This window comes from Actinosynnema sp. CA-299493, assembly GCF_050946825.1.
Lineage (GTDB): Bacteria > Actinomycetota > Actinomycetes > Mycobacteriales > Pseudonocardiaceae > Actinosynnema.
Window position 1 is genome coordinate 7,817,535 of record NZ_CP191993.1, and the last position, 15,064, is coordinate 7,832,598.

16 protein-coding genes are annotated in these 15,064 nt (G+C 72.4%); 5 read left to right on the top strand and 11 right to left on the bottom strand.

What is annotated here, in order from left to right; translation table 11 throughout:
* Positions 1 to 10: 10 nt before the first annotated feature.
* The 6 genes from ACQPYE_RS33095 to ACQPYE_RS33120 form a co-directional block, all read right to left on the bottom strand.
* On the bottom strand, positions 11 to 394 hold the full coding sequence (locus tag ACQPYE_RS33095; RefSeq protein WP_033437744.1) for an SCO2097 family morphological protein: 384 nt from the start codon (positions 392 to 394) through the stop codon (positions 11 to 13).
* Positions 395 to 1,266: 872 nt separating this feature from the next.
* Entirely contained in the window at positions 1,267 to 2,190 is a 924-nt protein-coding gene (locus ACQPYE_RS33100) for a hypothetical protein (RefSeq protein ID WP_498717022.1), read from the bottom strand.
* A 177-nt stretch (positions 2,191 to 2,367) separates the two neighbouring features.
* Positions 2,368 to 2,625, bottom strand: coding sequence for a hypothetical protein (locus tag ACQPYE_RS33105; RefSeq protein WP_498717023.1), 258 nt, complete (start codon positions 2,623 to 2,625; stop codon positions 2,368 to 2,370).
* Between the two features lie 84 nt (positions 2,626 to 2,709).
* Positions 2,710 to 3,351 (bottom strand): Crp/Fnr family transcriptional regulator, encoded by a 642-nt coding sequence (locus ACQPYE_RS33110; protein WP_498717024.1) that lies wholly within the window; start codon positions 3,349 to 3,351, stop codon positions 2,710 to 2,712.
* A 97-nt stretch (positions 3,352 to 3,448) separates the two neighbouring features.
* A complete protein-coding gene (locus ACQPYE_RS33115; protein WP_498717025.1) occupies positions 3,449 to 4,732 on the bottom strand; it encodes a DNA polymerase IV in 1,284 nt (427 codons plus the stop codon).
* 37 nt (positions 4,733 to 4,769) lie between these two features.
* Complete coding sequence (locus tag ACQPYE_RS33120; RefSeq protein ID WP_498717026.1) at positions 4,770 to 5,870, bottom strand: amidohydrolase family protein; 1,101 nt, start codon at positions 5,868 to 5,870, stop codon at positions 4,770 to 4,772.
* Positions 5,871 to 5,906: 36 nt separating this feature from the next.
* On the opposite strand from ACQPYE_RS33120, the gene ACQPYE_RS33125 reads away from it, so the two are divergent.
* Positions 5,907 to 7,238, top strand: a complete 1,332-nt coding sequence (locus ACQPYE_RS33125) for a glutamine synthetase family protein (RefSeq protein WP_498717027.1) — start codon at positions 5,907 to 5,909, stop codon at positions 7,236 to 7,238.
* Between the two features lie 7 nt (positions 7,239 to 7,245).
* Here ACQPYE_RS33125 and ACQPYE_RS33130 read toward each other — a convergent pair whose 3' ends face one another.
* From ACQPYE_RS33130 to ACQPYE_RS33140, 3 genes are all read right to left on the bottom strand, one after another.
* Positions 7,246 to 7,857, bottom strand: coding sequence for a sigma-70 family RNA polymerase sigma factor (locus tag ACQPYE_RS33130; RefSeq protein ID WP_498717028.1), 612 nt, complete (start codon positions 7,855 to 7,857; stop codon positions 7,246 to 7,248).
* A 210-nt stretch (positions 7,858 to 8,067) separates the two neighbouring features.
* Positions 8,068 to 8,658, bottom strand: coding sequence for a sigma-70 family RNA polymerase sigma factor (locus tag ACQPYE_RS33135; protein WP_498717029.1), 591 nt, complete (start codon positions 8,656 to 8,658; stop codon positions 8,068 to 8,070).
* A 78-nt stretch (positions 8,659 to 8,736) separates the two neighbouring features.
* Positions 8,737 to 9,459: a class I SAM-dependent methyltransferase gene (locus ACQPYE_RS33140; RefSeq protein WP_498717030.1), complete on the bottom strand. Its 723-nt coding sequence runs from the start codon at positions 9,457 to 9,459 to the stop codon at positions 8,737 to 8,739.
* Between the two features lie 34 nt (positions 9,460 to 9,493).
* Here ACQPYE_RS33140 and ACQPYE_RS33145 point away from each other — a divergent pair, with 34 nt between their 5' ends.
* From ACQPYE_RS33145 to ACQPYE_RS33160, 4 genes are read left to right on the top strand one after another with little or no spacing between them, the layout of a single operon-like run.
* Positions 9,494 to 10,330: a ParA family protein gene (locus ACQPYE_RS33145; protein ID WP_170185251.1), complete on the top strand. Its 837-nt coding sequence runs from the start codon at positions 9,494 to 9,496 to the stop codon at positions 10,328 to 10,330.
* Positions 10,327 to 10,959, top strand: coding sequence for a LysE family translocator (locus tag ACQPYE_RS33150; RefSeq protein ID WP_498717031.1), 633 nt, complete (start codon positions 10,327 to 10,329; stop codon positions 10,957 to 10,959). The genes ACQPYE_RS33145 and ACQPYE_RS33150 overlap by 4 nt, the downstream gene beginning before the upstream one ends.
* Positions 10,946 to 11,740: a DNA-formamidopyrimidine glycosylase family protein gene (locus ACQPYE_RS33155; RefSeq protein ID WP_498717032.1), complete on the top strand. Its 795-nt coding sequence runs from the start codon at positions 10,946 to 10,948 to the stop codon at positions 11,738 to 11,740. Before ACQPYE_RS33150 ends, ACQPYE_RS33155 begins: the two co-directional genes overlap by 14 nt.
* 10 nt (positions 11,741 to 11,750) lie before the next feature.
* Entirely contained in the window at positions 11,751 to 12,773 is a 1,023-nt protein-coding gene (locus ACQPYE_RS33160; RefSeq protein WP_498717033.1) for a quinone-dependent dihydroorotate dehydrogenase, read from the top strand.
* Positions 12,774 to 12,813: 40 nt separating this feature from the next.
* Here ACQPYE_RS33160 and ACQPYE_RS33165 read toward each other — a convergent pair whose 3' ends face one another.
* A complete protein-coding gene (locus ACQPYE_RS33165; protein WP_498717034.1) occupies positions 12,814 to 14,058 on the bottom strand; it encodes a uracil-xanthine permease family protein in 1,245 nt (414 codons plus the stop codon).
* A gap of 218 nt (positions 14,059 to 14,276) precedes the next feature.
* The gene (pspM, locus tag ACQPYE_RS33170) at positions 14,277 to 15,056 is read right to left on the bottom strand and encodes a phage shock envelope stress response protein PspM (RefSeq protein ID WP_498717035.1); all 780 of its coding nucleotides are present in this window, start codon (positions 15,054 to 15,056) and stop codon (positions 14,277 to 14,279) included.
* Between the last annotated feature and the right edge of the window lie 8 nt (positions 15,057 to 15,064).

A 15,064-nucleotide genomic window follows, 5' to 3' on the forward strand; every position in this document is an offset into this window, starting at 1 on the left:
GTCGCGCGGACTACTCGTCCTCGAAACGGCGACGGAAACGTTCTTCCATCTTCTGTGAGAACGAGCTGCGGCTGGGCCGGCTTCCCTCTTCGCTGGGCTCTTCGGCACCCTGGTCACCACGACGCAACGTCGTCACGGTGAGCAGTACGCCGAAGAACATCAGCAGGAAGCCGACCACGCTCACCACCGGGATACCAGCGAGCTTCGGCAACATCACACCCGTCACCAGCAGTGCCACACCCACGGCGAACAACGCGATGCCTTGGATGCGACGCCGTCGGGACGGTTTGCGCAGCTTGGCGCCGCGCACAGTGGATGCGAACTTCGGGTCCTCGGCGTAGAGCGCGCGCTCGATCTGGTCGAGCAGTCGCTGCTCGTGCTCGGAGAGTGGCATGGCTCCTCCTCCGGCACAGCGGTCGCGGGCGCCGGGTAATCACGGTTGTCGCCGGTCCCGGCGGACGCCCCGCCCTGGGGGCGTCACAACCAGGATACGATTCGCGAGGCTTGGCGACTACCCAGTCCGTGCCCCTAAGCGGTTCGTTCTGTCACCATCATCCTCACGGGTCAACGGTCAGACCACCGTGAGGTCGCACAAGTCGGCTTGAGGTCAACTGTCAAGCCCTCGGAAAGCCCCGATGTTCACTCCCCTGCGAGGGTGATCAAGGGCCCCCGACCACCCAACCGTGACCCAAAACGGCCCTCAGCACCCTCTCACCCGTTCTCTGGTCCCACGTTCAGACCTGATGTGTACGTTCTGTGACTGACCGAGCACCCCCTCGAAGGAGTCGGTGGAGACCAAGATCACATCCGGCTGCCCGCCCTCCCGCCTCCACGCCACCGCAGCGAACCGCGCCGGAGGCCGAGTTCGGAACCACGAACCAGCCCTTGACTGGCTTGCATCCCAGTGTTAGCTCTGCGTGCTTGCCTCCTTGCTTTCCGTGTTCGGACGGCCGCCCACGATTCGCGGTAACCGCCTTGCCCGCCTTGATCCGGCGATCAGGCAGGAGGAGAAGGCGGGTGCGGCCGAATTCGCTCCTTTCTCCGCCGAGTGGTCGGCGGGATACCCCACAGCCGATCCGCGCGAACAACTGGCCAGGCGTGGGTGGTGGCTGGGTGGGTGGTGGCTGGGTGAGGTGAGGGTGTGGCGGAGTGGAAGTGGTAGGCGGGTGTGGCGGAGTGGGGGTGGCAGGTGGGCGGAGCGGGGTCGGTGGGCAGGCTCGGCGGGGCGGGTGGGTTAGGCGGGGCGGGGGTTGGGGTTGGGGGTGGTCAGGGGTGGGGTGGGGGCCTCCTCGGGGTTGGGAGGTGGAGGGCGGTGAGGTGAGGGGTGGGGCGGGTGGTGGCTTGGGTGGCGGCGCGGAGGAGGGCTTGGGCTACGGCGGTTGGTGATTGGCGCAGGTGGGTGGGGGTGGTGTGGAGGACGATGGCTCCGGCGGCTTCGAGGAGGTCCGACTTCGGGCTCGGGGTGGTGAACTGCCAGGCCAGGGCGCGGTCCGGCCACCAGGCGTCGGCGATGCCGAGTGGGCGGCCCTCGGCGCTGGCCAGGGGGACGCCCCAGGCTGGTGGCGGCAGGGGGAGGTCGTCCAGGACCGCCTTGGCCCAGGCTTGGGGTACCGACCGCACGCCGTCGGCCAGTTCGGAGAGGACTTGTCTCGCCTGTGCCGACGACCTGGCGAGCCCCGCCCTGAGGTCGGCCACCGGCACTCCCCCGTGGCGCACCACCTCGGTCAGGACGGCACGGATGTCGTCACGCCGGTGCAGCGACTTCGCGGTGTCGATGGCGGCCCTCGCCAACGGCGCGGTCAGGAAGCCTCGGCGCAGGACCGGGTCCGGTAAACGGCGGACCCGGGTGATGCGGACCTTCGAGGACGGTTCGAGGGCGCGGTCGACGAGGATCTGGACCGGGCCGGTGGCGGGCAGGGCGCGCAGGCCGTGCAGCTGGAGCGCGTCCACGCCGGTGAGCAGGGTGTGCGGGCCGCCGTACCGCAGGGCCGCACGGACCAGTTGCGCTCGCGTCGGCGGTGTTCGGGCCAGGAGCAGGATTCCCGGCAGGACGTGCTGCCACGGGCCCTGCGGGCGGCAGCGGACGGCCAGTTCCCCGCTCGGCAGGCCCAGACCCAGGAGTTCCGACGCGGTGGCGACGCGGTGGGGGAAGAGACCGCCCAGGGCGTCCAGGTCGATGGTGGTTCGCATGTGTCCACCATCGGCGGTTCGGTTCGGGGGGTCGATGGGGAGATCGCGAACTGTGGACAACTCGACGGGCTGTGGACAACCGGCGGGAGTCCGGACGAGAAGAGGCCTTCCGCAGACCCGACCGTCTACGGAAGGCCTCGGCGCACGGCGGCCACCCCTCGTTGGCCGCCGCGTGGTCTACAGGCGGACGAGGTCCTCGTGGATCTCCACGTCCAACTCGCGGCGGACGGAGCGGACCTCGCGCCAGGCGTCGTACACGGCGACCAGGCCGCCCGCGAGCACGAAGGAGACGGCGAGCGCGACCACACCGTCGAGGTCGGACTTGACGACGACCACCACGGTCGCCCACGCCATGACGGCGGTGAAGGCGAGGGTGCTGGCGAGGCGTTCGGTGAACCGCCGGCGAGACCTGGCGGGCTCCTCGATGTGGTTCATGGCTCCCCCTCTGAACTCGGCTGATGACTCATTTGTACGAGTTCCGGGCCTTGAGTTCTGCGTCAGATGACGCACAGGGGGAAATCAGTTGGTGAAGTCGTAGAGCCTGCTGACCTGGTGGATGTCGATCTTCCGCCGCCCGGTGCTGATGATGCCCTCCGCGCGCAGTCCGCGCAGCACCCGCACGAGCGATTCCCGCGACGTGCCCGCGATGCCCGCGAGGTCCTCCTGGCTCAGCGCGATCGCGCCCTGGTCGGCGATCCCCCGCTCCAACGCCATGTCGATGAGCACGGCGGCGACGCGCTGCGTGGCCGTGCCGCTGATCTGCACGCGCTGGCGGTCGGTGTCCCGTTGCCGCGACACCACGCAGACCAGCACGGACCACGCGATGCGCGGGTACCGCTGGCACAGGCCCGCGAACGAACCGGCCGACAGCACCAAGGCGCGCACCTCCCCCAGCGCCCGCACGGTCGCCGAACGCGGCCGGCCGTCGACCGCCGAACGCTCACCGACGATGTCGCCCGCACCGCGCACGGCCAGCACCTTCTCGCTGCCGTTGGCCGTGGTCGCGGTCACCCGCAGCAGGCCTCGGCGCACGACCAGCACGTGCCGCGTCACCTCGCCCTCGTGGCAGATCACCGAGCCGGACGGGTAGTCGCGCTCGACACCCGTCGCCAGGAGCACCTCGTGCTCGGAGGGCGTGAGCAGACCCCAGAACCGATCCACGTGCCCACTGTGCCGGGTGATCGACCCGCGGGACGCCGATCAGGCCCGCGACCACCCGAACGGCGTGCTCAAGGGGGTCGGGAAGCCGAACGCGCGGTCAGTCCCCGCGGTCCGGTTTGGGCTCGTCGTGCCCGGACCTGGTCGGTCCCTGGCTCAGCAGCGAGGCGGGACGGATCGCCGCCGTGCCGAACCTCGACCGCGCCTGGTCCGCCGCCTGCTCCGCCTCGCGCCAGCCGCGCTCCGGCGCGTCGAACATCAGCTGCTCGCCGTCGTCGCCCTCGACCAGCTGCTCGATCCGCACCCCGATCAACCGCACCGCGCCCGGCGGCACCTGCTCGTCCAGCAGGGTCGACGCCGTCTTGTAGACCTCCTGGGTCACGTCCGTCGCCACCCGCAACGTCTTCGACCGGGTGATCGTGGTGAAGTCGGCGAACCGCACCTTGATCGACACCGTGCGCCCGCGCAGCCCGCGCGACCGCAACGTCGCCGCCGAGCGCTCCGACAGCCGCAGCAGCTCCCGGCGCAGCAGCTCCCGGTCGAAGTGGTCGACCTCGAAGGTCTCCTCCGCGCCGATCGACTTCTCCCGCGTGGACGGCACCACCGGCCGGTCGTCGTGCCCCTGCGCCAACGCGTGCAGGTGCTCGGCCAACGCCACCCCGATCAGCCTGCGCAGGCGCGGCAACGGCGTCGCGGCCACGTCGGCCACCGTCTCCAGCCCCACCCGGTCCAGGTTCTCGGCCGTCCGCTTGCCCACGCCCCACAGCGCCGACACCGGCAACGGGTGCAGGAAGGACAGCACCTGATCCCGCGGCACGACCATGAAACCGTCCGGTTTGCACATCCCCGACGCGAGCTTGGCCAGGAACTTCGTCGGCGCCACGCCCACCGAGCAGGTGATCCCGTGCGCCTGCTGCACCTGCTCGCGGACCAGCTTCGCGATCTGCGCCGGGCCCAGGCGCAGCCGCTTCAGCGCGCCGCCCACGTCGAGGAACGCCTCGTCCAGGCTCAACGGCTCGACCAGCGGCGTGATGTCGCGGAAGATCGACATCACCCCGCGCGAGACCTCCTGGTACCGGGCGAAGTTCGGCGGCACGAACACCGCGTGCGGCGCGAGCCGGCGCGCGTGCGAGGTGGGCATGGCGGAGCGCACGCCGAACTCGCGGGCGATGTAGTTGGCCGACGCGACCACGCCCCGGTTCGCCGTGCCGCCCACGACCACCGGCTTGCGCGCCAACTCGGGCCGGTCGCGGATCTCGACCGACGCGTAGAAGGCGTCCATGTCCACGTGCAGCATCGAGCAGCCGGTGTCGTCCGGCCACACGTCGCCGCGGGCGAGGAAGCGATCGACGAGACCGCGCGGCAGGTTCGCGCTGCGGCCCACGACCACCTCCACCCAGACCGAACACCCGTTCGAGACTCTACTGCAGGCGGTAGACCCGCTGCGCGTTCTCCCACCCGATCAGGCGAGCGATGCGCTCCGCGTCCGCCAAGGCGAAGGCGTGCTCCCTCAGCCCGGCCGACAGGAAGTCCGACAACGCGCGGCGGAACGACAACGCGCCCAGGTAGTACAGCTCGGCCAGCGCGTACGCGTCGGTGGAGAACAGGAACTTGCCGAACGGCACGATCTCCAACGCCTCCGCCAGCACCCGGCTCGCCCGGTGCGCCACCGAGTGCGTGGCCAGCCCCAGGTCCACGAACACGTGCGGGAACACCTGCGCCAGGTAACCGGCGGTGCGGTGGAACGGGTAGTTGTGCAGCAGCATGATCGGCACGCCGAGCGGCGCGGTGGCCCGCAGCAGGTCCGTGAGCAGCGACGGGTCGCACTCGTGCAGCGACAGGTCCGCGTCCCCGAGACCGACGTGGAACTGCACGGGCAGGCCGCGCTCCAGCGCCTCCCACACCAGGAACCGGCTGATCACCGCGTCCGCGCACCGGGTCGAGCCGGACCTCAGCCAGCGGTCGGCCGCCGCCACCACCTCGGCGTCCGCCGGCCGCGCCGGGTCCAGGGCCAGCCCCACCCGGTAGGCGGCGACCGACTTCGCCGCGACCGCCGGCGACGAGTCCAACGCCGCCCGCACCCGCGCCGGGAACACCGAGGCCCCCTCGGGCACGACGTCCTCCGCCAACCGCTCCAGCCGCAGCACGCGATGTTCACGCGAACCGGTGAACGTGGCGGGGCTCACGAAGCCCTCCGACCACACCCCGTCGTCCACCAGAAACGTCGAGATCTCCGCCGCCGACACCAGTGCCCGGTTCACCTCCGCCGCGCCCAGCGACCGCCGCCGCGCCACGTACTCGTCGGCGGGCGCGAGGACCGGGAGGTCCAGCAGGGGCGCGCACCAGCGCCGCACCGCCAATCCCAACGACGAGTCGAACAACGACGTGCCCAGGGGTGACGCGGACTCGGCCTCGGTCAGGCGGGCCTCGAAGCCGTCCCGGTCCAGGTCGGCGTCGAGCACCCCGTGGCAGTGGTGGTCCACGAGGCGCAACGACGCCACGCACGGCAGCAGATGGTCCACTTGTTGAACAGTAGTGAGCTGGTGTAACCACGCACGATGGACACAGCGGAGCGGGAGCACCGACGTGCGCTGGCGGCCGAGATGGTGGACGACCTGCTGGAGCAGGACGTCGTGGCGGTCGCGTTGACCTGGGTCGACCACAGCGGCATCACGCGGGTGAAGTCGGTGCCGCTGGCGGGGTTGCCCAGAGCCGCCGCGGACGGCGTCGGCGCGTCACCGGTGTTCGACGCGTTCCTGCTGGACGACACGATCATCGCCGGGCGGCACGCGGGCGGACCCGTCGGCGACCTGCGGCTGTACCCGGACCTGGACCGGCTCACCGTGCTCGCGGGCCAGCCGGGCTGGGCGTGGGCGCCGGCCGACCGCTTCGACCAGCGGGGCGAGCCGCACCCGCAGGACGAACGCGGCCTGGCGCGGGCGGTGGCCGACCGGCTCACCGTGCACGGCTACGAGGTCCAGGCGGGTTTCGAGGTCGAGTGGGTCGTCGGCCAGGGCGACACCGACGAGTTCCGGCCCGCCACCACGGGACCCGCCTACGGCCACACCCGCCAGGTCGAGCTGTCCGACTACGCCGCGGACCTGCTGTCGGCGTTGGCCGAGCAGGACGTCGAGGTGCTCCAGTTCCACCCCGAGTACGCGCCGGGCCAGTTCGAGCTGTCCACCACGCCCGAGGACCCGGTGCACGCGGCGGACACGTCGGTGCTGGTGCGGGAGACGATCCGGGCCATCACGCTGCGGCACGGCCTGCGCGCGTCGTTCTCGCCGAAGGTCACCGCCGAGGGCGTGGGCAACGGCGGCCACCTGCACCTGAGCCTGTGGCGCGACGGCCGCAGCCTGTTCGCGGACGGCGAGAGCTGGTTCGGCCTGACCGAGGACGCCGACGCGTTCACCGCCGGTGTGCTGCGCCGGCTGCCCGCGCTGTGCGCGATCGGCGCGCCGTCGGTGGCCAGCTACCTGCGGCTCGTGCCGCAGCGCTGGGCGGGCGCGTTCGCCGTGTGGGGCCTGGAGAACCGGGAGGCGGCGCTGCGCCTGGTCGCGGGTCGTGACCTGGAGGTCAAGTGCTACGACCTGTCGGCGAACCCGTACCTCGTGGTGGCGGCCACGATGGCGGCGGGCCTGGCCGGGATCGTGGAGCAGGCGCGGCTGCCGGAGCCGGTCGGGGTCGACCCGGCCGGGCTCCCGGACGTCGAGCGCCTGCCGACGTGCCTGGCGGACGCCGTGGCGGCGTTCGAGGCCGACGAGGCGCTGACCGAGGCGTTCGGCGCGGAGTTCGCCGCGACGATCGCCGACGTGCGGCGCGGCGAGATCGCCCGGTTCGCCGACTGCTCACCGGAGGAGGTCGCCGCGCTGACCCGCTGGCGGCACTGAGGGGCCGTCAAGCGCCCTGCTGCGCCTCGTCCATCGCCTTGCGCAGCCGGGTGAGGGCCCGGTGCTGGGCCACCCGCACGGCGCCGGGCGTCGAGCCGACCGCCGCGGCGGTCTCCTCGGCGGACATGCCGAGGACCACGCGCAGGACGAGGATCTCCCGCTGCCGGTCCGGCAGGACGCCGAGCAGCCGCCCCATCCGCTCGGACAGCTCGCCCTGCAACGCCCGCTGCTCGGGACCCGGCTCGGCGCCCGCGCTGTCGGGCAGCTCCGGCACGGACTCGGCGCGGTTGCGCGCCGACGCACGATGCGCGTCGGCCACCTTGTGCGCCGCGATCCCGTACACGAAGGCCATGAACGGCCGGCCCTGCTCCCGGTAGTTGGGCAACGCCTTCAGCACGGCGAGGCAGACCTCCTGGGCCACGTCCTCCGCCGACGCCGACGACCGCTGCCCGTGCCCGATCCTGGCCCGGCAGTACTTCACGATCACGGGTCTGATCGCGGCCAGCAGCGCGTCGATCGCCCGCCGGTCGCCGCGGACCGCCCTCTCGACGTACGCCTCGGGTCCCCCTTCCACACGTGCCGGTGAGGAGGACGGGACGTCCTCGTACTGCACGGACATCACCGACCTCCCCGCGTTACCGCGAAGCCCCGGCATAACAGACGAACCAACCACCATCGTTGCCATCGCGAGCTCCTCGACGTCCGCGCGCTGGACGCCTCTCGGGGGCACATGCGAACGCGACGTTGGTGGCACACGGGGATGACGCGACTCACAAGAAGTTACCCCGAATGGCCGCGTTTGGTCCCCGAAAGGAGCAACCGCACTCATCTACCGACTGCGTTGCGTGATCAAGGGTCGTTCGATCTCTCTTCGGAGCCGGGTCAGCGCCCGGTGCTGCGCGACGCGGACCGCACCGGGCGTGGCGTCGACGACCTCGGCGGTCTGCTCGGCCGTGAGGCCGACCACCACGCGCAGCACGAGGATCTCCCGCTGCTTGTCCGGCAGCAGGCGCAGCAGCTCGCCGATCCGGCGCGACAGCTCCGCCCGCAGCACCGACGGCTCCGGGCCCGCGCGCTCGTCGTCCGGGCCGTCGGGCACCTCCGGCACCGGCTCGGCGCGGTTGCGCAACGCGGCGCGGTGCGCGTCGGCGACCTTGTGCGCCGCGATCCCGTACACGAACGCCAGGAACGGCCGCCCGTGGTCCTTGTAGGTCGGCAGCGCGGTCAACAGCGCCAGGCAGACTTCCTGGGCCACGTCGTCGGCCGACGTGGACGACCGCTCCTGCCTGCCCACGCGGGCGCGGCAGTACCGCACCACCAGCGGGCGGACGGTGGCCAGCAGCGACGCGACCGCCCGGCGGTCGCCGGCGACGGCGGCGCGCACCTCGTCGTCCAGGTCTTCGGGCACTGGTCCGGCCATCAGCCGGCCCAGGTTAAGTGCGGGTCTCCCACGGCGGGTCCTCTGCGGGTAGGCGGCGGAGACTCCGTTCTACCGCACTCAGGCCGGCTTTCGGCCCAGGACGTGCAACCGGGCGGCCACGTCGCGCAGCGGCGGGCGGGTCGACGCGGCCAGTTCGAGCTCGGCGAGCGCCTCCGCGGCGCCCGGGTTGGCCTCCAGCACGGCGCCCGGCACCAGGTCGGACACCACGCCGTGACCCTGGACCAGCTCCACCCCCAGCCCCGCGGCCACCACCGACGCCTCCAGCCCGGCCACGTCGAACCGGCGCCGCAGCGGGTCGCGGGTCCCGGTGAGCTGACCGGCCTCGTCGTCCAGCAGCCGCCGCGCGTCCACCAGCCGGCCGGCGATGGCCCGGTGCAGCACGGCCGCGTACCGGTTCGCCACCAGCAACGACACCGCGCCGCCCGGGATCACGGCGGCGGCCAGCGCGGCCAGGGCCGCGCCGACGTCGTCCACGACCTCCAGCAGGCCGTGCGCCAGGACCAGGTCCGCCGACGCGTTCCGGTCCAGCGCGTCGGTGTCGCCCTGAACCGCGGTGACGCGGTCCAGCACGCCCTCGTCGGCCGCACGCCGGTGCAACGTCGCCAGGGCGTCGGGGCTCGGGTCGATCACCGTCACGGTGCACCCGGCCACGGCCAGCGGCACGGCCCACACACCGCTGCCACCACCGACGTCGAGCACGCGCGGCGGTTCGCCGCCCCTGCGGTCCCGCGCGGCGGTCAGCTCGGCGTCGAGCACCCTGTGTACGGCGTCCGGTCGCATGGACGTAGAGCGTAAGGGCCGTAGGCTGCACTACGTGCATACGGTGGCGGTGCTCAGCCTCAAGGGTGGCGTGGGGAAGACGACGGTCGCGCTCGGTCTGGCGTCGGCGGCGCTGCGGCGTGGCGTCCGCACGCTGGTCATCGACCTCGATCCGCAGTGCAACGCCACCTCCACGCTGGAACCGGGCGACACCGAGGCCAGCATCTACGACGTCCTCCAGGACCCGAGCCGCGACACGGTGGACAAGGCGATCGCGCCCAGCGCGTGGGGCGACGGCGTGGACGTGCTGGCCGGTTCCGAGGACGCGGAGTCGTTGAACCACCCGGACCCGGGCGAGACCCGGCTCGGCCGGCTGCGCGAGGCGCTGCGGCTGCTCCAGGACGACGAGGACCCCTACCAGCTGGTGCTGCTGGACTGCCCGCCGTCGCTGGGTCAGCTGACCCGGTCGGCGCTGGTCGCGGCGGACCGCGCGCTGCTGGTGACGGAGCCCACGATGTTCGCGGTGGCGGGCGTGCAGCGGGCGTTCGAGGCGGTGCAGGCCGAGCGCGAGCACAACGAGGACCTGCAACCGCTGGGCGTGGTGGTGAACCGGGTGCGGCCGAGGTCGCACGAGCACCAGTTCCGCATCGAGGAGCTGCGCGACATCTTCGGACCGCTGGTGATGCCGGTGGCGCTGCCGGACCGGCTCGCGGTGCAGCAGGCCCAGGGCGCGTGCATGCCGATCCACGAGTGGGGCACGCCCGGCGCGCGCGAGGTGGCGCTGGCGTTCAACCTGCTGCTGGCCCGGATACTGCGGATCAGCCGGAGCAGGCGCAGGGCCGTGCACCACGACTTCAACGACGAGGAGATCGAGGAAGCGGTGGACGCGTGAGCACGGGCGCCCTCCTGGCGTTCACCGTCGCCGCCGTCCTGCTCACGATCACGCCCGGCCTGGACACCATGATGCTGTTGCGGATGGTGCTCGGCGGCGGGCGCAAGGCCGGCCTGGTCGGCGGGTTCGGCACCACGCTCGGCTGCCTGGTGTGGGGAGCGGCCGGCATCGCCGGGTTGACCGCCCTGCTGGTGGCGTCTCGATTCGCCTACGACGTGGTGCGCTACGCGGGCGCGGCGTACCTGCTGTGGCTCGGCGGTTCGGCGCTGTGGAAGTCGTGGCGCGGCACGGTCGAACGGCCGGCCGACGTCCTGGCGATCACGCCGGCGCAGGCGCTGCGAACCGGGTTCACCACGAACCTGCTCAACCCCAAGATCGGCGTGTTCTACCTGAGCCTGCTGCCCCAGTTCCTGCCGGCCGACCAGGCGTCGGCCGGGTGGGGCGCGCTGCTGGTGGGCGTGCACGTGGCCGTCGGCCAGGTGTGGCAGCTCGTCGTGGTGTGGCTCTCCGGGCGGGCGGTGGTCGTGCTGACGAAGCCCGCCGTGCGGCGGTGGACCGAGCGGCTGACCGCGTCCGTGCTGGTCGGGTTCGGCCTGAAGACGGCGTTCGACAGCGGTGCCCGAGGGTGACACGGTCTTCCTGGCCGGGCACCGCCTGAACGAGGCGCTGGCCGGCCGCTGGCTCCTGCGCGGCGAGCTCCGCCACCCGAGGTGGGCCACCGCCGACCTGGGCGGGCGGGACGTGCTGGCGGTGCGCTCGGTCGGCAAGCACCTGTTCACCCGGTTCTCCGGCGACCTGAGCCTGCACAGCCACTTCCGGATGGACGGCGCGTGGCACCTCTACCGGCCGGGCGAGCGCTGGCAGCGACCGGGTCACCAGGTGCGGGCACTGCTGGAGGTGCCCGACCGGGTCGCGGTGGGGTTCGCGCTGCACGACCTGGAGCTGCTGCCGACCGACCAGGAGTCGCGGCTGGTCGGCCACCTGGGGCCGGACCTGCTGGGTGACTGGGACGACGAACGGGCGGCCGAGGCGGTCGCCAGGCTGGTCGCCGACCCGGACCGCGAACTGGGGCTCGTGCTGCTCGACCAGCGGGTCGTGGCGGGCGTGGGGAACCTCTACAAGGCCGAGGTGTGCTTCCTGCTCGGCACCTCGCCGTGGAGCCCGGTGTCGGCGGTGGACCCCGCGGAGGCGGTGCGGCTGGCGCGCAAGCTGCTGCTGGCCAACGCGTGGCGCCCGGAGCAGAGCACGACCGGCCTGCTGGGACGCGGGCGGCAGCACTGGGTGTTCGAGCGGGGCGGCAAGCCGTGCCTGCGCTGCGGGACCAGGGTGCGCGTCGGCGGGCAGGGCGCGGGCGTGCTGGAGCGTCCCGCGTACTGGTGCCCGCGCTGCCAGCCAGGGCCGATCGCTTAGGGTTACCGCCGTGGTCTACAAGAGCGTGGTGCGCAAGGCGTTGTTCCGGATGCACGGCGGGGACGCGGAGCGGGTCCACGAGACCACTCTCGGCGTGATGGCGAAGCTGAGCCCGGCGGCGAAGCTCGTGAGGCGCAAGCCCTCCTCGGCGCGCACGGTCTTCGGCGTGCGGTTCCCCAACCCGGTCGGCCTGGCCGCCGGGCTGGACAAGAACGGCCGGGCGCTGCCCGCGTGGGGCGCGCTCGGGTTCGGGTTCGTCGAGGTCGGCACGGTCACCCGGCACGCGCAGCCCGGCAACCCGAAGCCGCGCCTGTTCCGGCTGCGCGACAGCGAGGCGATCATCAACCGGATGGGCTTCAACAACGACGGCGCGCTGGAGCTGGCCAACCGGCTCGACCGCCTCGGCCCGCTGTCCGTGCCGCTGGGCATCAGCCTGGGCAAGTCCAAGGTCACGCCGGTCGAGGACGCGGTGGAGGACTACCGGACGTCCCTGCGCGCGCTCTACCGGCACGGCGACTACTTCGCGATCAACATCAGCTCGCCCAACACGCCGGGCCTGCGCAGCCTCCAGGACCGGGCCGCGTTGACCGAGCTGCTCTCCGCGCTCGACACCACCGCCCGGGACCTGGCCGGGTCGAAGCCGCGCAAGCCCATCCTGGTCAAGATCGCGCCCGACCTGACCGACCCCGCGATCGCCGAACTGCTGGAGGTGTGCGCCGCGCACGAGGTCAGCGGCCTGATCGCGACCAACACCACGGTGTCGCGCGACGGCCTGGCGCCGGCCGACCGCCGCCTGGCGCACGAGGCTGGTGGGCTGAGCGGCAAGCCGTTGGCCGAACGCGCCCGCGAGGTGGTGCGCTTCGTCAGCCGGGAGACCGACGGCCGGCTGCCGATCATCGGCGTCGGCGGCATCGCGAGCCCGGACGACGCCGAGCGGATGCTGGACGCGGGCGCGAGCCTGATCCAGCTCTACACGGCGTTCATCTACGAGGGACCCGGCTTGGTGCACCGCATCAACCGCGCGGTGCGCTGACCGGCCGCTGCTTCGCGGCGGGGCGACCTCGCGGGGTCGGCTAGACCTTCCGGACCGCGCGGAGCCAGCGCAGGACCGGGTGCAGGATCACCACCAGCAGCGAGCCCCAGACCAGGCCGCCGAGCTCCATGTCGCCCAGCTCCAACGTCAGGTCGCCGACCCCGGCGACCAAGGCCGTGCCGCCGACCAGCGCGTTGCCCGGGTTGGTCAGGTCGACCCGGTTGTCCATCCACACCCGCACGCCGACCAGGCTGATCAGGCCGAGCAGCACCAGCGTCGCGCCGCCGACCACGCCCGCCGGGATGGTCGAGAGCACGGCGGTGATCTTCGGCGAGAACGCCATCAGCACCGCGGCCACCCCCGTCACCGCGTACGCGGCGGTCGAGAAGACCTTGGTCACACCCATCACGCCGATGTTCTCGGAGTACGTGGTGGTGCCCGACCCGCCGCCGAGACTGGCCAGCGCGGTGGACACGCCGTTGGCGATGATCGAGTCGCCGACGTTGCCGTCGAGGTTGCGGCCGGTCAGCGCGCCGATCGCCTTGACGTGGCCGACGTTCTCGGCGACCAGCACGATGACCACCGGCAGCACGAGCAGCGTGACCGACGGCCGCAGCTCCGGCGCGTGGAACTCGGGCAGCCCGAACCACGCGGCCCGGCCCACCGCGGCCGTGTCGACCAGGCCGAGCCAGAACCCGAGCGCCCAGCCGACGACCACGCCGATGAGCACGGAGAAGCGGAACGACGAGCCGCGGCCGAGCACGCCGCACAGCAGGATGATCCCCATCGTGACCACGGCGGGCAGCGGCTGCTGGGCGAACGAGTCGGTGGCCCGGTGCGAGAGGTTGAGCCCGATCAGCACGACCACCGCGCCGGTCACCACCGGCGGCATCACGGCTTCGAGCAGCCGCACGCCGAGCGCCTTCACCGCGACCCCGATGATGATCACCAGGAGGCCGGCCGCGAGCACGCCGCCGAGCTGCGCGGCGATGCCCTCGTCACGGGCGGCGGACAGCGGCGCGATGAACGCGAACGACGCGCCGAGGTAGCTGGGCACGCGGTTGCGGGTGATCAGCAGGAACAGCAGCGTGCCGAGACCGGAGAACAGCAGGGTGGTGCTGACGGGGAGGCCGGTGGTGGCGGGGACGAGGATCGTGGCGCCTGCCATCGCGACCAGGTGCTGGACGCCGAAACCGATGGTGCGCGGCCAGGTCAGCCGCTCCTGCGGCGCGACGGCGTCACCGTCGATGGGGCGGCCATCTCCGCGCACGGTCCACAACGCCACTCAATGACCTCCCCGGCGACCAGGACGGACCGCGCTGTCCGACCCAGGGATCCTGCCACGCCAAGTAGTGGCTGCGGCTATATAACGGTCTGATAATCACACGATCGCAGCAGCGTACGCCACTGTGGACTTGAGGTTAGCCCAACTTCGCTACGCAACGTGACGTAATCCTGGTTCGTGCAGATGGCCGCGCCCAAGTGCGGAGGTCCGCGACGGACTCAGCTCGACAGCTCGCGCAACCCCGAGGCGAGGCCCGCCAGGTGGTCCGTCGCGTCACCCAGGACCTGCCGGGGGTCGGAGGCGGTGCTCTCGGCGAGCACCCGGCCGGCGGCGGCGACCAGGCCGCAGTAGCCGTCCACACCCTCGTCCAGCTGGGTCCGCAGTCTTCGCACCCCTTCGACCAGCGGCGCGCGGTCCAGCGGCGGGGCGGTGTCCCGCGCCCGTTCGACGGCCTGCAGCTGGCGGGAGACGGCCCGGATCGCGGACGCGGCCTCGGCGCCGGTGGCACGGGCCTGCTCGACCGAGTCGGTCGGGATGGACGTCAACGCCGCCGAGTCGAGCTGGCGCAGCAGCTCCCGCAACGTGTCCTGGGCGTCCTCCAGCCGTTCCATCGGCTGACGTGCCGCCGAGGACCTGGCGGGCAGCGGCTCGGGCGCCGGCGCGGCCTCGAGCTGCCGCCGCTGGGCGTCGATGCCCCTCATCCTCAGGTTGGTGCGCACGGCCAGCACGGACGTGCCGGCGAACCCGAGAGCCGCCACCACGCCGGGCGCCGCGCCGAGCACGCCCACCAGCGTGAGCGTGCCGACCACCGCGAGCAGGGCCAGCACGATCAGCCAGAAGGTGAGCACGCGGCTCGATCGGCGGTACCGCCGATCGAGCTTCGCGCGCGGGTCGTTCCAGGCGGCGTACCGCCGCTTCACCTGGTCCGCGATCTGCCCTTGGAGCTGGCCGCCGATGACCTGGGCGATCTCGCCGGCCACCTTCCGCCGGGGTTCCATCGCGGACA